24 protein-coding genes are annotated in these 18,032 nt (G+C 40.3%); 7 read left to right on the top strand and 17 right to left on the bottom strand.

Features of this window, described 5'->3' with window-relative positions:
• Nucleotides 1–67: 67 nt before the first annotated feature.
• The 5 genes from GJU40_RS01870 to GJU40_RS01890 form a co-directional block, all read right to left on the bottom strand.
• Complete coding sequence (locus tag GJU40_RS01870; protein ID WP_154306042.1) at nucleotides 68–715, bottom strand: HD domain-containing protein; 648 nt, start codon at nucleotides 713–715, stop codon at nucleotides 68–70.
• Nucleotides 708–1,574 carry an amidohydrolase family protein gene (locus tag GJU40_RS01875; RefSeq protein ID WP_154306043.1) on the bottom strand — a complete coding sequence of 289 codons (867 nt, stop codon included), beginning with the start codon at nucleotides 1,572–1,574 and terminating at the stop codon, nucleotides 708–710. The genes GJU40_RS01870 and GJU40_RS01875 overlap by 8 nt, the downstream gene beginning before the upstream one ends.
• A 108-nt stretch (nucleotides 1,575–1,682) precedes the next feature.
• A complete protein-coding gene (locus tag GJU40_RS01880; RefSeq protein WP_154306044.1) occupies nucleotides 1,683–2,174 on the bottom strand; it encodes a glutathione peroxidase in 492 nt (163 codons plus the stop codon).
• A gap of 55 nt (nucleotides 2,175–2,229) precedes the next feature.
• Nucleotides 2,230–2,733 carry a hypothetical protein gene (locus GJU40_RS01885; protein ID WP_154306045.1) on the bottom strand — a complete coding sequence of 168 codons (504 nt, stop codon included), beginning with the start codon at nucleotides 2,731–2,733 and terminating at the stop codon, nucleotides 2,230–2,232.
• Nucleotides 2,734–2,844: 111 nt separating this feature from the next.
• Nucleotides 2,845–4,530 carry a formate--tetrahydrofolate ligase gene (locus GJU40_RS01890; protein WP_154306046.1) on the bottom strand — a complete coding sequence of 562 codons (1,686 nt, stop codon included), beginning with the start codon at nucleotides 4,528–4,530 and terminating at the stop codon, nucleotides 2,845–2,847.
• Nucleotides 4,531–4,913: 383 nt separating this feature from the next.
• Here GJU40_RS01890 and GJU40_RS01895 point away from each other — a divergent pair, with 383 nt between their 5' ends.
• Nucleotides 4,914–6,068, top strand: a complete 1,155-nt coding sequence (locus GJU40_RS01895) for a diglucosyl diacylglycerol synthase (protein ID WP_154306047.1) — start codon at nucleotides 4,914–4,916, stop codon at nucleotides 6,066–6,068.
• 48 nt (nucleotides 6,069–6,116) lie between these two features.
• Nucleotides 6,117–7,118, top strand: a complete 1,002-nt coding sequence (locus GJU40_RS01900; RefSeq protein ID WP_170289301.1) for a metal-dependent hydrolase — start codon at nucleotides 6,117–6,119, stop codon at nucleotides 7,116–7,118.
• Nucleotides 7,119–7,171: 53 nt separating this feature from the next.
• Here GJU40_RS01900 and GJU40_RS01905 read toward each other — a convergent pair whose 3' ends face one another.
• The 3 genes from GJU40_RS01905 to GJU40_RS01915 form a co-directional block, all read right to left on the bottom strand.
• A complete protein-coding gene (locus GJU40_RS01905) occupies nucleotides 7,172–7,858 on the bottom strand; it encodes a class I SAM-dependent methyltransferase (RefSeq protein ID WP_154306049.1) in 687 nt (228 codons plus the stop codon).
• A 189-nt stretch (nucleotides 7,859–8,047) separates the two neighbouring features.
• On the bottom strand, nucleotides 8,048–8,203 hold the full coding sequence (locus GJU40_RS01910; protein WP_154306050.1) for a hypothetical protein: 156 nt from the start codon (nucleotides 8,201–8,203) through the stop codon (nucleotides 8,048–8,050).
• 43 nt (nucleotides 8,204–8,246) lie between these two features.
• The gene (locus tag GJU40_RS01915) at nucleotides 8,247–8,507 is read right to left on the bottom strand and encodes a hypothetical protein (protein ID WP_154306051.1); all 261 of its coding nucleotides are present in this window, start codon (nucleotides 8,505–8,507) and stop codon (nucleotides 8,247–8,249) included.
• A gap of 238 nt (nucleotides 8,508–8,745) precedes the next feature.
• Here GJU40_RS01915 and cspD point away from each other — a divergent pair, with 238 nt between their 5' ends.
• On the top strand, nucleotides 8,746–8,946 hold the full coding sequence (cspD, locus tag GJU40_RS01920; RefSeq protein WP_154306052.1) for a cold-shock protein CspD: 201 nt from the start codon (nucleotides 8,746–8,748) through the stop codon (nucleotides 8,944–8,946).
• Between the two features lie 140 nt (nucleotides 8,947–9,086).
• Here the strand turns inward: cspD and GJU40_RS01925 are convergent, their stop codons facing one another.
• Complete coding sequence (locus GJU40_RS01925; RefSeq protein WP_154306053.1) at nucleotides 9,087–9,275, bottom strand: hypothetical protein; 189 nt, start codon at nucleotides 9,273–9,275, stop codon at nucleotides 9,087–9,089.
• A gap of 183 nt (nucleotides 9,276–9,458) precedes the next feature.
• Here GJU40_RS01925 and GJU40_RS01930 point away from each other — a divergent pair, with 183 nt between their 5' ends.
• Nucleotides 9,459–9,731 (top strand): DUF2564 family protein, encoded by a 273-nt coding sequence (locus GJU40_RS01930; protein ID WP_154306054.1) that lies wholly within the window; start codon nucleotides 9,459–9,461, stop codon nucleotides 9,729–9,731.
• A 29-nt stretch (nucleotides 9,732–9,760) separates the two neighbouring features.
• On the opposite strand, the gene GJU40_RS01935 is transcribed toward GJU40_RS01930, so the two are convergent.
• On the bottom strand, nucleotides 9,761–9,940 hold the full coding sequence (locus GJU40_RS01935) for a zinc-finger domain-containing protein (RefSeq protein ID WP_343031348.1): 180 nt from the start codon (nucleotides 9,938–9,940) through the stop codon (nucleotides 9,761–9,763).
• 29 nt (nucleotides 9,941–9,969) lie between these two features.
• Nucleotides 9,970–10,629, bottom strand: a complete 660-nt coding sequence (locus tag GJU40_RS01940; RefSeq protein ID WP_154306055.1) for a ribonuclease H family protein — start codon at nucleotides 10,627–10,629, stop codon at nucleotides 9,970–9,972.
• A 120-nt stretch (nucleotides 10,630–10,749) separates the two neighbouring features.
• On the opposite strand from GJU40_RS01940, the gene GJU40_RS01945 reads away from it, so the two are divergent.
• The gene (locus GJU40_RS01945) at nucleotides 10,750–11,442 is read left to right on the top strand and encodes a queuosine precursor transporter (protein ID WP_154306056.1); all 693 of its coding nucleotides are present in this window, start codon (nucleotides 10,750–10,752) and stop codon (nucleotides 11,440–11,442) included.
• On the top strand, nucleotides 11,442–11,837 hold the full coding sequence (locus tag GJU40_RS01950; RefSeq protein ID WP_154306057.1) for a reverse transcriptase-like protein: 396 nt from the start codon (nucleotides 11,442–11,444) through the stop codon (nucleotides 11,835–11,837). The genes GJU40_RS01945 and GJU40_RS01950 overlap by 1 nt, the downstream gene beginning before the upstream one ends.
• An 81-nt stretch (nucleotides 11,838–11,918) precedes the next feature.
• Here GJU40_RS01950 and GJU40_RS01955 read toward each other — a convergent pair whose 3' ends face one another.
• Complete coding sequence (locus GJU40_RS01955) at nucleotides 11,919–12,185, bottom strand: DUF6123 family protein (protein WP_154306058.1); 267 nt, start codon at nucleotides 12,183–12,185, stop codon at nucleotides 11,919–11,921.
• 111 nt (nucleotides 12,186–12,296) lie between these two features.
• On the opposite strand from GJU40_RS01955, the gene sspL reads away from it, so the two are divergent.
• Nucleotides 12,297–12,428, top strand: coding sequence for a small, acid-soluble spore protein L (gene sspL / locus GJU40_RS01960; protein WP_154306059.1), 132 nt, complete (start codon nucleotides 12,297–12,299; stop codon nucleotides 12,426–12,428).
• Between the two features lie 153 nt (nucleotides 12,429–12,581).
• On the opposite strand, the gene GJU40_RS01965 is transcribed toward sspL, so the two are convergent.
• From GJU40_RS01965 to GJU40_RS01980, 5 genes are all read right to left on the bottom strand, one after another.
• Nucleotides 12,582–13,469 (bottom strand): 5'-3' exonuclease, encoded by an 888-nt coding sequence (locus GJU40_RS01965; RefSeq protein ID WP_154306060.1) that lies wholly within the window; start codon nucleotides 13,467–13,469, stop codon nucleotides 12,582–12,584.
• A 120-nt stretch (nucleotides 13,470–13,589) separates the two neighbouring features.
• On the bottom strand, nucleotides 13,590–13,727 hold the full coding sequence (locus GJU40_RS20645) for a hypothetical protein (protein ID WP_170289303.1): 138 nt from the start codon (nucleotides 13,725–13,727) through the stop codon (nucleotides 13,590–13,592).
• 46 nt (nucleotides 13,728–13,773) lie between these two features.
• Nucleotides 13,774–14,037: a DUF2533 family protein gene (locus GJU40_RS01970; RefSeq protein ID WP_425481184.1), complete on the bottom strand. Its 264-nt coding sequence runs from the start codon at nucleotides 14,035–14,037 to the stop codon at nucleotides 13,774–13,776.
• On the bottom strand, nucleotides 14,018–14,215 hold the full coding sequence (locus tag GJU40_RS01975; protein ID WP_154306061.1) for a hypothetical protein: 198 nt from the start codon (nucleotides 14,213–14,215) through the stop codon (nucleotides 14,018–14,020). Before GJU40_RS01975 ends, GJU40_RS01970 begins: the two co-directional genes overlap by 20 nt.
• A complete protein-coding gene (locus GJU40_RS01980) occupies nucleotides 14,202–17,795 on the bottom strand; it encodes a dynamin family protein (RefSeq protein WP_154306062.1) in 3,594 nt (1,197 codons plus the stop codon). The genes GJU40_RS01975 and GJU40_RS01980 overlap by 14 nt, the downstream gene beginning before the upstream one ends.
• Between the last annotated feature and the right edge of the window lie 237 nt (nucleotides 17,796–18,032).

Raw genomic sequence — 18,032 nt, forward strand, 5'->3', positions numbered from 1 at the left:
CCTCCTCCATCTTCGCAGTATAACTTTTATTTTATCACAGGAATTCCGGCTCTTTCCATCAAGGTGATTACTTGATGCCTTTCCATTCCAAAAAAAACTCGTCCAGAAAATTCTCCATCACCTTAACCCTGCTCTGGGCAATCTTTCGTCCACGGTCAGTATTCATCAAGGCTGGAAGCTTTAACAGCTTTTCATAAAAATGATTAATGGCTGTCGATTCTCCTTCTCTGTATTCTCTTTCAGACATCTCTTCGCGGACTTTCAGCTCTGGATCAAATAAATCCTGCCCTTTCCAGCCTGAATAGGTGAAAGCACGTGCGATGCCAATAGCTCCAAGCGCATCCAGCCTGTCAGCATCCTGGACTATTTCCCCTTCAAATGAAAGGGAAGGACGCTCCCTCCCTCCTTTGAATGAGAGGTTTTCTATAATATGTAGAATATCAGTGCCCTCACCTGCTGAAAAACCACAAGCTGTAAGAAGGTTGAAAATTTCACCTGACGTTGACCTCCTATGTACGTCGAGCTTTGTGTCAAATGCTTCATGCAGCAGGGCTGCTGCTTCTATGACTGCTGAATTTGCTCCTGTTTCACCTTCCAACAGCAGAAGCGCATTCTTTCTGACCCGCTCAATATGAAACCAGTCATGACCGCTTTTTTCATTGTAAAGCTGCTGCCGGCTGAATGCTTCAATGTCATTCAATTGGATATTACGCATCTTCGTCCTCCAGCAGCCTGTGAAGTTTGGGAAATAGGTTCAAAGCATTAGCAAAGAAGAAATTATGATGATGCTCTTCAGGTATGTAATCAAGCATCAGCTCTATATATGGTTGAATTTGAACGAGGGGCCAGTCGGTCCCGAACACCAGCTTTTCATAATGGTCGCAATATGCTATTGCATGTTTCACATGCTGAAGTTTGAATGATACTCTTTCTGCCGAAGCAGCAGCAGCGTTTCCAACCACTAACCCTGACAAATCAGCGAACATATTGTCGTTTTTATAAACAACCTCCGCTCCGTCAAGCACCCAGGGATCTCCAAGATGTGCCATCATAAAAGAAATATCCCTATGCTGAACAGCCACTTCATCCAGAGTCAAAGGATGAGCATATTTTAACAGCCCTCTATTTGAGTATGTGTCTCCCGTGTGAAATACAACAGGAACTTTATGTTTTTTCGCAAGTTCATAAACCGGACCGTAAACCTTATCATATGCATAAAACGGGTAATAGCCTAAATAAATCTTCATACCGACTGTTTCCTTTTGCGACAGCTGCTGATCAAGCTGCAAAAGAGCTGCCTCTGTCAGCTGATAAGGATTGATGCCAGGACAGCAGCCGATATTCGATGGTAAACTGTCCTGAAGATCCAGCCCCATTGGTGTGGGGGTATTTTTGTCCGGAAATGCTCCCTCAACACTTTCCGTAAGGCCCATCGCTACAGCAGCAACGATTCCTGAGTTCTTGAACTCTTTTTGGAGACCCTCGGCATCATAGGTGACCTGGGAAAGAGATTTTGCCGTGTGATGGAAGCTATGTATATTGGAAAAATGAATATGCGCATCAATGATTTTCAAAGATCTGTCCCCCTTCTAATTGAAAAAAGCCTGATTGTCCAAACTTCAGGCTTTTTCAAAACAGTCTTCATCGTTTTGCGAATACGTGGAAAACAGGCTGCTTATGTTTTATAGCGCTGCTTCTCTCAGCAGTTCTTCTATGTCTTTTTCTATATCCGCCGGGGAAGTATTAGGTGAATACCTTTGGATTACTTTCCCTTGATGATCTACAAGAAATTTAGTGAAATTCCACTTAACTGCCTTAGATCCCATTAGACCGGGAGCCTCTGCTGTTAAATACTTAAATAAAGGATGGGCACTTTCTCCATTAACATCTACTTTGGAAAACATCGGAAACTTCACCCCATAGTTTACTTCACAAAAATCCTTAATATCCTCTTCAGTTCCAGGATCCTGATTCATGAACTGATTGCAGGGAAAACCAAGAATTTCCAAGCCGTGTTCAGCATGCTTATCATATAATTCCTGAAGCTGTTTAAACTGAGGTGTAAAGCCGCATTTGCTTGCCGTATTGACAATCAGAACTGTTTTTCCCTCGTACTCTTTCATACTGACTTCTTTTCCCAAAATAGTCTTTGCAGAATACTCGTATATACTCATACTTATCCCTCCTGTAATAAAGATGCTATGAATATAAAAATAATGCAAGCATCAGCTATGTTCCAAATGCGCTGAATGATAACTCCGCATGCTGAACCAATTGATAAAGATCTTGTGCTTCTTCTTCGGTCAGCATCCGTTTCAGCTTCAATTCATAAACATGCAAGTATTCGCCTGGAAGAGACTGCCTCCACTTCACCTCAAGATCATAGGAGACGCTCGACCCCCAGATATCTTTTAAATAAGAAAGTTCTTTTTCACCCGCTGACTGTTCATTTGAGAGTGTTTCAAATTTCATGGTCAAAGAACACCCCGGATTCACTCCCGTACCAAGCAGCTCCCCTGATATTTGTTCATGGCTAATTTCCAGAGTAATGAAAGCCTTCAAATATCTCCCGCTGTTGACCGGTATAAATTCAAGTGTGCAGCTGCGGGACATGGAAGCAAGATCAACCAAGTCCTTTCTTCCTGTTACACATATTTCTTCCTGAAGATCAAGGTCGTAGATGTGGCCTTCCAGCAGGACTTTTAAGTTATCAAATACAGTTGGATCAAACATGCTGACCATCCTTTTTTATAAGCGTTTGCTTTAAAGACTCTTCTGCTGCAAATATTACATGCGCACCCTCATAGGCCTTATCTTCTTCAACACCTCAGGCAGCGTGAGAACTTAAAAGAGCCCGCTGGCTTTTCCTGAACTGCTGACATTCATTTGAAGTGCTGCCGGCTTTTTCGGCAAACCTGGCATTGTGAGTATTTCACCTGTTAAAACAACCAGAAATCCCGCTCCTAAAGAAGGCCGAAGTTCCCTGACATTCATGGTGAAATTTTCAGGCCTGCCTGTTAATTTGGGGTTATCTGAAAGTGAATATTGTGTTTTAGCCATGCACACCGGCAGTCCATCCCATCCCTGCTCTTCAAAATCTTTTATTTGTTTCTCAGCGGCAGGTGAATATTCGACTCCGTCAGCACCATATACTATTTTTGCAACAGCTTCAATTTTTGATTTTATGGAATCCTCTGGCTTGTACAAATAGGTTATTTGGTTAGTGTCTCCTTCACATTCCTTTATAACTTTCTCTGCAAGATCCAAGCCGCCCTCTCCGCCTTTTTCCCAGACTTCAGTCAAAGATACAGGGTGAGCATGCTCTTTGCTCCACTGAAGAAGCGCATGAATTTCCTCATCAGCATCATTTAAAAATTTATTGATGGCTATCACATATGGCTTTCCGAATTTTTTAATTGTCTCAATATGTTTTTGAAGATTGGAAAATCCTTTTTTAAGCGTGTCGGCATCTGGTTTTGATAAAGAATCCTTAGAGGCGCCTCCGTGCAGCTTCAAGGCTCTAATTGTAGCCACGATAACCACTGCCCCCACATTAATCTCTTCGGCACGTGTTTTAATATGAAAAAATTTTTCAGCCCCAAGATCTGCTCCAAATCCTGCTTCAGTTACAACGTAATCACCCAGCTTAGAAGCGATTTTAGTAGCTAGAATACTGTTGCAGCCATGTGCTATATTGGCAAACGGCCCTCCGTGTATGATGGCAGGAGTGTGTTCTATTGTCTGAACAAGATTCGGTTTGAGAGCATCTTTCAGCAAAAGAGCAAGCGCTCCTTCATACCCGAGGGTCTTTACAAACACTGGCGATTTGTCGTAATCGTATCCGACTACAATTTTTGAAAGTCTTTCTTTAAGATCATCGATTCCCTTGGCAAGGCAGAGGATGGCCATGATCTCCGAAGCTACCGTTATTTGAAAACCATCTTCTCTCGGAGCTCCATTTGCCGGTCCGCCAAGCCCGGTAATGACTTCCCTTAGCGCTCGGTCATTTAAATCCAAAGCCCTTCTCCAAGTAATTCTCCTGTAATCTATTTTAAGTTCGTTTCCCTGGTGAATATGATTATCAATAAATGCTGAAAGAGCATTGTTTGCAGTTGTGATTGCGTGCAGATCACCTGTAAAGTGCAGGTTGATATCTTCCATAGGAAGCACCTGTGAATATCCTCCTCCTGTCGCTCCTCCCTTCAGTCCCATTGTCGGGCCCAGGGAAGGCTCTCTCATCGCGATAACTGCCTTTTTCCCAAGCTTATTCATTGCCTGGCCCAGTCCTACAGTGACAGTAGATTTTCCCTCGCCTGCAGCAGTGGGATTAATGGAAGTCACCAGAATAACTTTTGCATCTTTCCTTTCAGCCAGCCTATTTAAAACATCCAGAGATATTTTCGCTTTATACCGGCCATACGGTTCCAGTTCGTCCTCAAGCAGCTGCAGGGAGCTGGCAATGTCTGTAATCCGCTTCAGTTTTGCAGCTTGTGCAATTTCAATATCAGTATGCTGTTTACCTTGATTCATGTGGCATTCTCCTGTTCCAATTGTATAATGTATGTCCTAATATGTAACATTTGCGCATAAATAAATTGTAACACATGAAAAGTCACGCTATTATTTTCAATTGAGATAAAGAGCTTAATAATACTTGCAGGATTTTTCACTTCTCCGGCGTATTTATTACAGATGATTCCAGATATCTTGAAAATACTTCCTGAGACGGATTGTAAATTTTTTTACATTTATTTAAAGTTTTATTATTGAGTATTCAAAATCATCAGCAACATTTTATAATGTACTTATCATGTTATAATGGGTTGGAGTTTTATTATTCCTTAACATCATTAGTTCAAAAATTTGTCTTCCGGCTGAAGATAAGCCTGTGTTGTTGATTAGATGGGGTGAATATGTTGAGAAAGCAAACAAAAGTGTTAATTTTAACAGCCAACTATGGAAATGGTCATGTACAGGTAGCAAATACCATGCTGAAAGAATGCCAAAAGCTTGGAATGGACGCCATAATATGTGACCTGTACTCTGAATCACATCCTATTACGTCTGATATCACACAATATTTGTATTTAAAAAGCTTTTCCATAGGAAAACAATTTTACAGGTTGTTTTATTATGGCGTGGATAAAATATACAACAAACGGATGATGAACCTTTATTATAATATGGGCAATAAGAGGCTGCATGAAATCATTACAAAAGAAAATCCCGATATGATTATTAACACTTTCCCGATGATTGTTGTGCCAGAATACCGGCGCCGCTCCGGAAAAGTGATTCCTACGTTTAACGTGATGACAGATTTTTGTCTTCATAAGATTTGGGTTCATGAAAATATCGATAAATATTATGTTGCAACTAATCACGTGAAAGAAAAATTGCTGCGCATCGGCATTCCTTCTTCTTCTGTAAAAGTTACTGGAATACCAATCAGGCCTCAATTTGAAGACAATGTGAGCAAGAGCAGAATTTACAGAAAATATAGACTGGATCCTTCAAAGAAAGTATTGCTGATTATGGCAGGTGCACATGGCGTCTTAAAAAATGTCAGGGAGCTATGTACAGCATTTGCCTCTGATTCCAATCTGCAGATTGTTGTGGTGTGCGGAAAAAATCATTTACTGAAAGAAGCTCTCGAGGAAGTAGCATCTCTATATCCGCAGCAGATTATCCCGCTAGGATATGTCGAAAGGGTTGACGAGCTTTTTCGCATCACAGATTGTATGATTACAAAGCCCGGTGGAATTACACTAAGCGAATCGGCAGCACTGGGAGTTCCAGTAGTTTTATACAAACCTGTACCAGGTCAGGAAAAAGAAAATGCAGTATTCTTTGAAAATAAGGGAGCTGCTGTTGTCATAAACAAATATGAAGATTTATATGATACTGTATCAGCACTGTTAAAAGATGAAAGAAAGCTTGAAAGCATGAAGTATAACATTTCCTCGCTTCATAAAGGCGACGCTGCTTCTGTCATACTGAACGATATACTCAGTGAGGCAGAACGCATAAAAATAAAATATTCAATGAAGGGCTCTGTCAACTATTAAAAAGGCTTCTGGATGAAGGGTATCATCAATATACCCTGGAGGTCAGAAATGGATACAAGCACACATGTAGCAATGGGCATTGGATTAGCAGGACTTTCCCAGCTAAGTCCTGCTGTACATTCAGACCCTGTTTTGGCTAACGCTGTCCTGATAGGAACAATTTTAGGTTCTAATGCACCTGATTTTGATTTTCTTATCAGGATTTTCAAAGGAAAGGGAGCTTACGTTGAACACCACCGGGGCCTGTCACATTCTATTCCTGCAGTATTTTGCTGGACACTGTTACTGTCGCTGACTGTTTGGCTGATCTTTCCGGAAAGTTCCATAACTTTTATCAGCATGTGGATCCTTCTTGCAGTTGTTGTTCATATTTTGACTGACATCACTAATCCTTATGGAACACAAGCTGGAAGACCATTTACGTCAAAATGGCTTTCTTTAGGATTTATCCCGCTGTTCGATCCTTTCATTATGACTCTTCACGTGACAGGCGTGCTGCTCTGGGTTTTCTGGGGACACGCAGGAATTGTTTTTCTGGTCCTGTATCTGGTCATCGCTATATATGCAGTCATACGCTGCTATCTTTCACGGAGAGCTTTAAAAATTGTTCGGCAAGCCTTTGAAGATGACGGCATCATTACAGTTGTTCCTACTATCCACACACAGCAATGGAATTTTGTTTATGAAAATGAACATGTTTTTATAACCGGTACTGTTTGCAGAAATCAACTGTCAATCATTCATACTTTTCCTAAATCAGCATTCTCTGAAATTGTGCAGAATGTCATTGTGCACGCTGAAGATGTTCAGCATTTTCTGAAAAACTCCAAGCATGTGCATTGTCTGGCTATTCCAAGAGGAAGTTATACGGAAGTCAGATTTTTCGATTTAAGATTTCGCCAGGGAGATCATTATCCTTATATGGCCGCTGTCGCAGTGGACTTTGAAAATAACATTCTGTCCTCAGCAGCAGGCTGGATCCATCACCTGCCAAAGCTTCACAAGAAGTTGATATCCAGCAGCAGTTCTATTTCTCGTCCAATTTCATAAGTTACTGCCCTCCTTTGGTCAAGGGGGGCATTTTAAACTTATTTTTTACTTTATCAGGACTGTACTTTCTTCAAAATAAAAATATACATAAAAGATAGTGCCTGCTGAAGATCAACTGTCAGCTCATCAGCCAGTCTTCGAGAAACACCTTCTTTGTATACCGGCAGCCCGTCCATCAGCTTCCATCCATTTTCACAAGCCAGTTTTTGAAATTCCCAGGGCATCATCGTATTGCAAATCACGTCTTCTCCATAAAGTCTTCTATAACTATTCACTCTTGGCCCTGCTGCAGGACCTAAAACAGCAGCACACAGTGTCCCGCCCTCTTTAGTAATTCTCCTGATTTCATTCAGTGCAGTAAGCGGGCTGCTTGTCCATTCCAAAACATTTACAAGGAGCACTCCGTTGACAGTTTCATCCTTCATCTCTATACTTTCTGCATTACCTGTTTTAAAATCTAAGCTGCCCTGAATGCTTTTCTGTTTTGCCAGTTCAATCATTGCGGTGGAAATATCAATGCCTGTCACCCTGTACCCTTTTTCGGCCAATCTGCTCGATCCACAGCCGTCTCCGCAGCCAATGTCAATAATATGATCACCTTTCTGAAGATACGGTACAAAAAAATCAACTATCTTACTCCTGCTTCCTCTTTCCCACATACCCTCACTGCGTGAATTCCAGTCCGCCGCCTTGCTGTCCCATTGCTGTTTTGCAGAAGTCAGCCATTCGTGATTTCCCATCCTGTTTTCCGCCTCTCTCATGCCACTGATACATTTATCATATTTCCTTACTGTATAGTGGAATTTATATTACTATCATATATTAGGGAGACAGTAATAACAAAACACAAAGAGCACTGCTAAAACTGGGCGCATAATATAACCGGTAACTCGTACAGGGAATATACAATAAAGCAGGGATTGCCTGCTTTATTGTTTATCTTCTGTTGCAGAAATTCCCAAAATACTGGTTTCATTGTTCATATATACGTGAAGATCTGTTTGCTGTTCACTATAAAATTCTTTTTGAATATCTTTGTTGGCTTTTACAGCCTCACTGTCTGCAGGCATTTTTTTTATATTCATATGCAGCCCTCCTGCTTGTAGTATGGCACATTTAAGATCATTATCAGATGGTGCTTATATCCAGCAAATCCTGCTGTTTAATACAGCTCCAAATATGAAAGGAAGAATGAGCGGCTTCAATTTTTTCCGCGAAGACAATGATACTTTCATGCTTGATGGCAAAAGTCCTGCTGCTGTCCAGTAGTTTTTTCCTCTCTGCAGCCAGCTTTAAAGACATGCACGCATGGGCAAACTCCTCTTCTGTTATATGTCGTGAAGACGTAATAAAAAGCTCGGTCCCATTAACAATTGTTCTGTATAACATAGTAATCCTCCTCCATGTTTTACTGTATGAGGAGACAGTATAAAGAAGAATGAATATGCAGAAAGTTTTGCCAAGTTGCTTCCCTGATTCTTGACTGAAAATGTTGAATAGTGTATATTAGAAGCATCAAATGACATAATATAGGCTATTATCCACTAATACATACTATATCTTGTTATCTGATAAAATTTTTACTAGCACTGTAAGGTGCGATAGTTATTAGGAGGATTAAGTAAATATGCAAAACGGTAAAGTAAAATGGTTCAACAACGAAAAAGGTTTTGGGTTTATCGAAGTAGAAGGTGGAGAAGATGTATTCGTTCACTTCACGGCAATTGAAGGTGACGGATTCAAATCTTTAGAAGAAGGCCAAGAGGTTTCTTTTGAAATAGTTGAAGGTAACCGCGGACCACAAGCTTCTAACGTAACTAAACTTTAATGTAAACACTCACATATACAAAAAGAGGCAGACCTTTGGTCCGCCTCTTTTTTTGTACAGCTATATGAAATTGTGACACATCAAGCACCAGTGCATAAAAAACCTCAACCCCTGTTCAGTCACAGCTGCAAAGGGGGGTTTTATCTTAATTTGCCAATTATTAAATACTCAAGTGCTTTAATGTTTTGTTTCAGCCTTTTATGTACCCTGTCGCTTTCTATAGAGTTAAATACGTTTGCGTTGTTTGCAATGTAAACGAGCATTTCTATATCCTGATAAATTTCTCGAAAAGCTTTTTGCAAACCCTCATCTAATTCCTTATCCTTCATAAGCAGTGTCCCTCCTCTTTATAAGACCTTTGAATTAGTCTTAAAGTTGCATATATATTCTATATTTTTACATTATACGTCTTTTTTTTGTATTTTCCTGCTTTTTTAGTGAAATTAGTATGATTTTTTTTTACGGATGATTTCCCTGTTCTAGAGATAATATAAAAACAGGAGGTGTATGGAATGGATAAAATAAAACATACAGGCCTGATCAGCGGGTTAAATGATTTGAAGCAGCTTGAGCTTGCGACCGCAGCTGCCCAAAAAATGACTGGCGCAGCTACAATGACTCTGGATCCTAATACTTTTAAACACGCTGAGCAATCTATAGCAGATGCAAGAGAGATTTACAGCAGAGCTATACAAGAAAGCCCAGATACAGATGCAGCTTTTTTCCAACAGCAGCTGAAACTTCTGCATCAGTGTGAACACCAGATCAAAGAAGCGCTGCAGTGACACACCATATAAAAAAACCCGCAATCATTTTATGATTGCGGGTTTTCAACATTCAGCTGTTTACCTGTATCCCTGATTTCCTGTCCGACTGTACATTGATTAATACAAAAAGAGTGGGCAAAATTCTTGCCTTTTTCTTTCCTAAAATGTTTCTTCAAAAAACAATCTTCACAATACGTATCCATCATGCAAGTAATCTTTAGAAGGATATCCTTTTTTCCATTCTATTCATGCTCCATTAACTGTTTAATTTTATGCTGCTTCTGATAGCAATTCCCTGAAGGCCCTGCCCTGCCAGATGATCAGCCTCTGTATTTGCCTTGCGTGATACAGCCTCATACTCGGGAACCACACCCATATGCTTCAGCTTCTCCTCAATTCGGTCCAGCCATTTGGCAAACGTTTCTTCATAGCATGGCCACTCCCCGGACAGCTGATTTAACACGACTTGTGAATCTCCTTTAAACAGCACCCTTTGCCTTTTGACACCAAGTTCTTCCAGCTCCCTGACAAGAAACCAAAAAGCAGCATACTCTGCCTCATTATTGGAATCCATCTCATCAATTTTTTGATTGACCCTTATTCTGTAATCTTCTTTCCCAAGCTTATAGTAAATAACTGCACCAAGTCCGCCCTCTCCGGATTGCGCATCATAGCTGCCGTCAAAATAACACAAGATATCCTGCGGCTCATACTCTATATCCTTTTCCAGCTTTCTCAATTCCTTCAGGTTCCATGTGGTGCCTGTATCATCTAAAAATTGAAGATGTTTGGTTCGCCCCGTGCGCTCTAAATCATCAGAAAGAATCAGAGCGTCTCCCAGCGGAAGTGCATCAGAACGAAAAACAGTTTCCAGCTTTTTCGGGGTAGTATAGGTCCACTCCACAATCACTTTCATATTTCTTCACTCCTCAGCGTATCCATGGCATGATTTGTTGTGCTTCTATTGAGACATACAATATTATATAATGGATTACGGTCCAAATCAGAACGTTTTTCATCAGAAAGGAAGTTACACATGTTCAATGAATTACTTTGGTTAGTCTGTGTATTGCTTAATTTTAGCATTGTTCTGCTTTTTTATAAACAATTTGGGAAAACCGGTTTATTTGTCTGGCTGGGTATTTCTACTGTTATAGCCAACATACAGGTTGTAAAAACTGTTGAGCTGTTCGGCCTTACTGCAACTCTCGGTAATATTATGTACGGAAGTGCATTTTTTGTTACAGATATTATCAACGAAAAGTATGGTAAGGAAGAGGCAAAAAAAGCAGTTTGGCTTGGCTTTGCAACCTTAATCACAATGACATTTATTATGCAGGCTACTTTACTGTTTCAGCCTCATGAAATTGATTTTGCCCATGAATCCCTTCAAACCATTTTCGGCCTGCTGCCAAGAATCGCAATTGGAAGTCTTGCCGCCTATTTAATCAGCCAGCATCTTGATGTTTCCATTTATCAATATTTAAAAACCAGGTTTCCAAAACAACTGTGGATCCGCAATAACGGAAGCACTTTTTTGAGTCAGCTTCTGGACACTGCAGTTTTTACTACCATTGCCTTTTGGGGAGTGTATCCCTTTGATGTCTGGATTCAAATCTTTATTACCACTTATCTTATTAAATCACTGGTCGCAGCCCTTGATACACCTTTTGCCTATATTGCCAAAAGAATGAAGGTAAGTAATTCATTGAATGGGGAGAGAAAGTAATGATTGAAGTGTATGTTGATGGAGCAAGCGCAGGTGACCCGGGCATGTCTGGAGCAGGAATCTTTATAAAGGGACACGGAAAAGCAGAAACTTTTTCTTTTCCATTGGGGGAAATGTCCAATCACGAAGCGGAATATCATGCTTTAAAAAAAGGAATGGAAATCTGTCTTTCCCGCTCATATACTGTTGTTTCGTTTCGAACGGATTCTCAGCTGATTGATCGTGCCTTTGAGAAAAATTATGTAAAAAATGAGAAATACCTGCCGCTTCATGAAGAATGTATCCGCATGTCGGAACAGTTCGACTTATTTTTTATTAAATGGATTCCAAGCAAGCAAAATAAAGTTGCAGATGAGCTGGCTAGAAAAGCAATTTTCAAAAATGAACAGTCCTAAAAAAACTATGTAACCGGGGGAGTTTCCGGCTACATTTAAAAAAGCAAACGGAATTCCCGTTTGCTTTCGCAGCTTCTAAAGTTAAAGTATCTGCAGAGCTTTCGCTTTCTCAATAGCAGCCTTTTTTGTATATGCCCCTTCTTTCACCAATACCTCAAGAAAAGAGATAAAAAAAGAACCGTCAAATTGCTTTTGAGCTTTTAAGGTGACTTCCAATGCGGCGATGGCAAGACTGTCATCCGCTCCAGTGTAATGCTGTCCGAACAAGATAAATCCTTTTGCATCTTCCCCTAATTTAAATCCCTTTGTATGAAGAAATGCAAGAAATTCATGCAATGATTGCGACATTTTCTTCCATCCTATCATATTTTTATTTCTTTCCATATCATAGCGAATTTTTACAAGAAAAACTATTCTTTCATCAAAAATAGGAGAAAATAAAATCGGAGGTGATGAAGGATGAGCAAAAAACAAAACCGCGGTCAGGCAGCTCCGGCAGTTAATCCTCAGGGATATGCAGAAGATGAACTGGCTCACCAGCCAAAAAGCAAGCTTGAGAACGCAGCAAAAAAAAGCAATACTAAAAGATAACTGCTCCGAAAGTGGAAGGTGACAGTTTTTCTGCCTGCTTCAAGAACCATATCAATAATCAATGAAGCTGGCTGCCCGTCCTCTCAGCAAGGTGCAGGAAGCTAAATATGTGAACTAGAAAAAGGACAGCCACATTGCTGCCCTTTTTCATTTTCACATAGCTTCACTATTAGAGTGTTCAGGAAGCTTTCTAAAGCCTTTGATATCAAGTTCTCCCAGTCTGTTCATTGTATGATGGGGATCAAAAGACAGTTCAGCATCTTCCAGAACACATTCAAGAGGAACCTCACAATTTATTCTTGCCAGTGATCTGGATAGTGTCAGCATTTCCAAATCATTTTCAATTTTTGTCCTCTGCCCTTTTGTTAATTCGGCAAGACTATCTAAAAGGACCTCTATACTTTTATACTGTGCAATCAGTTTATAAGCTGTTTTTTCTCCAATACCCTTCACGCCCGGGTAATTGTCACTCGCATCTCCCATAAGCCCTTTTACATCAATTAGTCCCAGAGGGTGAATGCCTGTTTCTTCTGTAAAGGTTTGTTCACTGTAAATTTTATAGTTGCCCATCCCTTTTTGAAGCAGAGCGACCTCTATATTGTCTGTTAACAGCTGAAGCAGATCGCGATCTCCAGTTAAAATAGTTACCTTCATATCTCCATGATAAGAAAGGGCCAGAGTCCCAATGCAATCATCTGCTTCATAGCCCCTGATACCGATGTTTGGTATCTCAAGTGCGCTAACAGCCTCTTTAGCCATGTCAAACTGAGGCAGAAGCTCCACAGGCGGCTCTGAGCGGTTTGCTTTGTAGTTCTGAAAGCTTTCGTTTCTGAATGTGGAGCTGCCCATATCCCAGCAGCAAATGACGTGTGATGGCTGAAATGAATTAATCGCCAATGTTAAATGCTTTAATAGTCCGCTGACTCCATTTGTAGGAAGTCCCTTGCTGTTATACATAAAATTGCCGTGTACAGATGTGGCAAAAAAGGCACGAAATAATAAGGCCATTCCGTCCACCAATAGTATATGATTCTGCTTCATAAATCGTAGTCCCCTTTTTTTGCTGATCTTATCATTTTACCATAATTTAAGGACTCAGGAGGTGCGTAAATAATGACAAATAGCCGGGCTGGGAGCCCGGCTACCTGAATATATGGTGTTTTAAGATTCCTTCTTGTCTCCACTAAGCTTTAAAGCCTGAGCCTGCATATAGGATTCAGGGCCTTCATTGTACCCATTTTTATGTTTCTTATTGTTATTTCTCTGCGCATTTGCATTTCCGAGCTTTGTTCTTCCCATTTTTCTACCCCCTTTTCACCATTAGTGTATCTCAGGGGGAGAAAAATCAACCGTTTTTCCGAGCAAAATCTATAATCATTTTTTCTGTTACAAGTGACCGTTGCGGAGCAATTCCTTTTGCAGCCATTTCATTGATTTCCGCTGTAACTTTGTTGATATAGCCTGCAGTAAAGGGTTCTCCTTTTTTGCAGCGCTGAACTGCTTCTTCTATATACATTTCTCGTTTTTCATCCAATTCCAGAAATGCTGCAACTTGAGCGTTTTGTTTTTTGGAATGGGCACTAATTGCTTTATGAACTTCTTGCATCATTGTCTCCTCTTTTTTTCATAATTTTCAAAACTGATTTCTTTGGTGTCCAGCACGAAAAGGAATAGTGCGGCATTGTTTCATAACCAAGTCTATCACAGTAATAAGCTCTTCTTCCATCACCTTTTAAGGAGCGGAAATGAATACAAGCTGCACACACCTGATAATTAATTTTTTCCATTTTCCAGCTCCTGTTCATGCAGCACTTTATTCATTTCAGTCATTAGCTGCTGAAGCACCGAGGTATCCAAAGGCTTTTCATAAACAGACATAAGGTTTGAGTAATATTGTTCCGCTTCTTTCTTGCAAATATGAGCTGCATCCTTTTTTACATTCTCATAAACTTCTTCATAAAAGTCCGTAAAGTTCTCTTTAGCTTTTGATAATTCAGCTGCAGCCAGTCTTCCCACTCTCTCCTGCAGCGCTTCGCTCATCAGCTTTTTTTCATTTTTTTCAAAAAAGGCTTTCGTATTTTTAAATAAACTGAGTTCTTGTTGGAAGTCCTCATAGGGATGTGCTTTTAGCTCAACTTTTATAGGAGGCGTGCTGATATCTTCCTTGTTGTATGCTGAAAAGATACACCCCTGTTCCAGCACTTTCATTTCATTTTGCAGGTTCTGCAGCTGTTCACTAAGTGCGTTCATAAGAAATCTTTCCATTCTAAGAGAGAGGGCCTGCAATTCCTGCACTGCTTGCAAGTTTACAGACTCAAGCAGCTCCTGCAGTGCGATCATCAACGCTGTTTTTTTGTCATACCGGGTGAAAAGGCCAGGATGAAATGCCTCTTTAAAATAATCGCTGAATTGAAAGGAGATTCGCTGTTCCATGTAATAAATCTGCTCTGTCAATTCCTGTGAGATGATCGAACTTGGAGCCGGCAGGAGGACCTCATCCACTGTTTTTAAAACCTTTTCGCTAGTCCCCTGCAGCACAGCAATGTCTTCCAGCCTCTTTTCCTGACTCTTAGCAGATGCCTCAATCCAGGCTTCAATCTGTGCTGCTGCCCGCCTGATATCATTTTGTATAGAGGAAATTACTCCGCTGCTTAAACCCCTCTTAACAAATTCTTCAAAATCTTCTTGAAATGAAGAATAATCATAGGACTGGCCGAGATTTTTCAGGATATTCAGACTTGAGATGCCATATATCCTCGGGTTGCGGATATCCATGACCGAGAGCTGTTCCTTGATATAATTTTTCACAAGCAGTGCTTCTTTTTCGTCTGCTGCAAGATCCACCGCATTGACAAGGAAAAACATTTTATCCAGTGCGAATGTATCCTTAACACGCCCAAGCTGTTTTAGGAATGCTCTGTCTCCCTTTGAAAAAGGATGATTATAATAGGTGACAAACAAAATAGCATCTGCATTTTTGATATAGTCAAATGCAACAGCAGTATGCCGTGCATTTAATGAGTCTGCTCCAGGTGTATCCACAAGGGTAATGCCAGTTCTTGTTAAAGGACAATCAAAGTAAATAATGATTTCCCTGACTAAGCAGGCTTTTATTTCTTCAGCAGCGTAGGACTGAAAACTGTGAATATCAGCTGTCCCTACTCCTTCTGAAAGTAACCTGCTGTTTTTTTCAAGGGCCTCATGAAAAACCTTTAAAGAATGCTTTAGTGCGTCAGTGGCGCTTTTTCTCCTTATAGCAGCTTTGTATACCTCTCCAAACTCATGAAGATGAGATATATTCAGCTGCAGCGGCTGAAGCAGTTCATTAAGTTCAGCGGTCACTTCATCAGCTGTTTTAAATATCAAGTCTACAGTCCCATGATGTTTTTCACTAGTGACAGGCGCTATTTTATTAATTGATGCTGTAGTCGGTGCAGGAGAAGAAGGCAGAACTCTTTCTCCAATGATTGCATTTGCAAAAGAGGACTTTCCTGCACTGAATGCTCCAAAAAGGGCAACCGTATATTGCTGCCTATTCAGTCTCTCCAGCTTTTTTTCAACATCATCAGCAAGTCCTTTTAAAGAAGGAATTTTCCTGAGCTCCCTTGCTGCAGAAGCTGCCCGGCTGCTGTTCAATCCGCTAAATGTGCGGTCTTGGGTAACTGGAACATCCTTCGCTGCATTTTCTGTACTGTTTCTTAAAGAAGAAAAATTCTCGATGTTAAGTGGAATTGCAGGCTTCAGCAGATTAGAGAGCTCCGCTTTTATATTCAGATCAGGAAGACTCTTCCCTTTACAAAAACTGTTCAGTTTGTCTGAATGGTTCTTAACATACTGCGCTGCCTGCACTGTTTGTGTAATCTTATAAAGTTTCATTCTCAAATTTTCGGCTTCATTTCTTAAAGCTTTCTCTTCTTGTCCGCCAGAATCCTTCAAGCTGCTTTGTAAGAGTTCCAGCAGACTGACAGCAGTCATGAGCGACTGTTTCTTTACAGCTTCTGAGAGATCTCTGCAATAGTTCATAAGATAAGCATCAGTATAGGAAGCTCCCTTTTTTAAACAGCTGTTCGGGAGGCCGCCGGGAATGTCTGTTTGGAAAGAAGACGTCTGCTCTGAGTAACCTGCCAGCCGTACCTCTTTAACGAATGAGGTAAGTGCTTCCCTGAAGTGCCAGTCAATCATGGCTGACGTATGCTCTTTTAATTCCGTTAGTAGCTGATTTTTCCTGTTCTCAAGCTCTTCTTCTGTTTTTTTCCTTGAGAATAAAAAACCCACTTTAAAAGAAGAATCGCTTGCTTCAAGATATCTTCGGGCGGCTTCTCTTGTTTGGTAAGGTATAATATTGGCATTTTTTAAAATGTTTTTCAGATCTTCTTTTAAATGAGCAACCTTTTTTTCTGCTGTCCCCTCCAGCTCTGCAATCTCTGAGTCAATCGCATACAGCTCTTTGGCTGCCGTATCTTCTTCAAGGATATACTGCTCTATTTGCTGTAAACTGATTTCATTGCTTTCTTCCTGTTTTTCCAAATGATTTTTCACAAGAGCTTTCAAACTATTCATTGACTGCTTGTATACAACTTCGTCTTTTGATTCAATCACCTGATGGATATAGCTTTTTAAAGCGTAATATTCATTGTGCGGGTGTGCCTCATTAAGCAGTGAAGTATAGAAAATGTTAAGATTCGTAAAATCTTCTCCGCTGAAGGAAGTTTCTATATGCCTTTGAAAATCAATGAATTTCAGCTCTTCTTCACGATGTTTATCAATTTGATTCACAATCAAAATGACCTGCTTGCCCCTTTTGACCATTTCCCGGACAAACCCGTAATTTTCTTGAGATTGGACATGGTTGTAGTCAGTCACATAAAAAAGGATATCCGCTAGATGCAGGACAGATTCTGCAGCTAATTTATGGGCAGCATCTGTAGAATCAATTCCAGGTGTATCAATCAAAACTGCTTTTGAAGGTATTCCGTATCTTCCATTTATCAACACTTTTTGAATGTCATCACCATTTTTAAAATGTTTCTTTAATTCCTCTATAGGCATTTCTTCTGTTAATTTATATATGTTTGCATTGTTATCCTGCAGCAGTATTTCCGGATCACCGTTCCCTACCAGCACTACATTCGCACTAGTCGGAATTGGACTGGACGGCAGTAGTTCCGTATTCAGCAGCTTATTAATCATGAGAGATTTTCCCGCAGAAAAATGACCTGCAAATGCAAGGTATATACTTTCTGAATTCAATTTTTGAATTAATTCTTCCAGGCGGAAAGTGTTGATACTATCCCCCGTCTGGCTGATCTCGTTCTTAATGGCAAGCATCCTGGGCATAAGGCCCTCTAATTTGTTTGTTGAAATCATTTAGTATCCCCTTTGTTGGTTCTTAATCTTATTCTACAAAAACTATCGTCTTTTTCCTATAGAAAATATTCGAGACAGCATCCCTAAGTGTAAAACACTCCTTATCGCAACTTGTTTGACTGGCGAGAACCGACAGGAATGCTTCAAAAAACCATAAAAAAAAGAACTGCAAGCGCAGTTCATTTTATGCTTTTCTCATATATTGAGCTTCAATTTTTTTTAATATGTAGCCGATCA

Origin of the sequence: Metabacillus lacus, from assembly GCF_009674805.1 — a bacterium.
Classification (GTDB): Bacteria; Bacillota; Bacilli; order Bacillales; family Bacillaceae; genus Metabacillus_C; species Metabacillus_C lacus.

What these genes read in the sequence shown, in the direction of transcription:
- GJU40_RS01895 (WP_154306047.1), top strand. Translation starts at nt 4,914, where the DNA reads ATGTTGAGAAAGCAAACAAAAGTGTTAATTTTAACAGCCAACTATGGA.
- GJU40_RS01885 (WP_154306045.1), bottom strand. Translation starts at nt 2,733, where the DNA reads ATGTTTGATCCAACTGTATTTGATAACTTAAAAGTCCTGCTGGAAGGC.
- GJU40_RS01870 (WP_154306042.1), bottom strand. Translation starts at nt 715, where the DNA reads ATGCGTAATATCCAATTGAATGACATTGAAGCATTCAGCCGGCAGCAG.
- GJU40_RS01910 (WP_154306050.1), bottom strand. Translation starts at nt 8,203, where the DNA reads ATGAATATAAAAAAAATGCCTGCAGACAGTGAGGCTGTAAAAGCCAAC.
- GJU40_RS01955 (WP_154306058.1), bottom strand. Translation starts at nt 12,185, where the DNA reads ATGTCGCAATCATTGCATGAATTTCTTGCATTTCTTCATACAAAGGGA.
- GJU40_RS01900 (WP_170289301.1), top strand. Translation starts at nt 6,117, where the DNA reads ATGGATACAAGCACACATGTAGCAATGGGCATTGGATTAGCAGGACTT.
- GJU40_RS01905 (WP_154306049.1), bottom strand. Translation starts at nt 7,858, where the DNA reads ATGGGAAATCACGAATGGCTGACTTCTGCAAAACAGCAATGGGACAGC.
- GJU40_RS01970 (WP_425481184.1), bottom strand. Translation starts at nt 14,037, where the DNA reads ATGATGCAAGAAGTTCATAAAGCAATTAGTGCCCATTCCAAAAAACAA.
- GJU40_RS01890 (WP_154306046.1), bottom strand. Translation starts at nt 4,530, where the DNA reads ATGAATCAAGGTAAACAGCATACTGATATTGAAATTGCACAAGCTGCA.
- GJU40_RS01930 (WP_154306054.1), top strand. Translation starts at nt 9,459, where the DNA reads ATGGATAAAATAAAACATACAGGCCTGATCAGCGGGTTAAATGATTTG.
- GJU40_RS01965 (WP_154306060.1), bottom strand. Translation starts at nt 13,469, where the DNA reads ATGAAGCAGAATCATATACTATTGGTGGACGGAATGGCCTTATTATTT.
- GJU40_RS01915 (WP_154306051.1), bottom strand. Translation starts at nt 8,507, where the DNA reads ATGTTATACAGAACAATTGTTAATGGGACCGAGCTTTTTATTACGTCT.
- cspD (WP_154306052.1), top strand. Translation starts at nt 8,746, where the DNA reads ATGCAAAACGGTAAAGTAAAATGGTTCAACAACGAAAAAGGTTTTGGG.
- GJU40_RS01940 (WP_154306055.1), bottom strand. Translation starts at nt 10,629, where the DNA reads ATGAAAGTGATTGTGGAGTGGACCTATACTACCCCGAAAAAGCTGGAA.
- sspL (WP_154306059.1), top strand. Translation starts at nt 12,297, where the DNA reads ATGAGCAAAAAACAAAACCGCGGTCAGGCAGCTCCGGCAGTTAATCCT.
- GJU40_RS01950 (WP_154306057.1), top strand. Translation starts at nt 11,442, where the DNA reads ATGATTGAAGTGTATGTTGATGGAGCAAGCGCAGGTGACCCGGGCATG.
- GJU40_RS01925 (WP_154306053.1), bottom strand. Translation starts at nt 9,275, where the DNA reads ATGAAGGATAAGGAATTAGATGAGGGTTTGCAAAAAGCTTTTCGAGAA.
- GJU40_RS01880 (WP_154306044.1), bottom strand. Translation starts at nt 2,174, where the DNA reads ATGAGTATATACGAGTATTCTGCAAAGACTATTTTGGGAAAAGAAGTC.
- GJU40_RS01945 (WP_154306056.1), top strand. Translation starts at nt 10,750, where the DNA reads ATGTTCAATGAATTACTTTGGTTAGTCTGTGTATTGCTTAATTTTAGC.
- GJU40_RS20645 (WP_170289303.1), bottom strand. Translation starts at nt 13,727, where the DNA reads ATGGGAAGAACAAAGCTCGGAAATGCAAATGCGCAGAGAAATAACAAT.
- GJU40_RS01980 (WP_154306062.1), bottom strand. Translation starts at nt 17,795, where the DNA reads ATGATTTCAACAAACAAATTAGAGGGCCTTATGCCCAGGATGCTTGCC.
- GJU40_RS01975 (WP_154306061.1), bottom strand. Translation starts at nt 14,215, where the DNA reads ATGGAAAAAATTAATTATCAGGTGTGTGCAGCTTGTATTCATTTCCGC.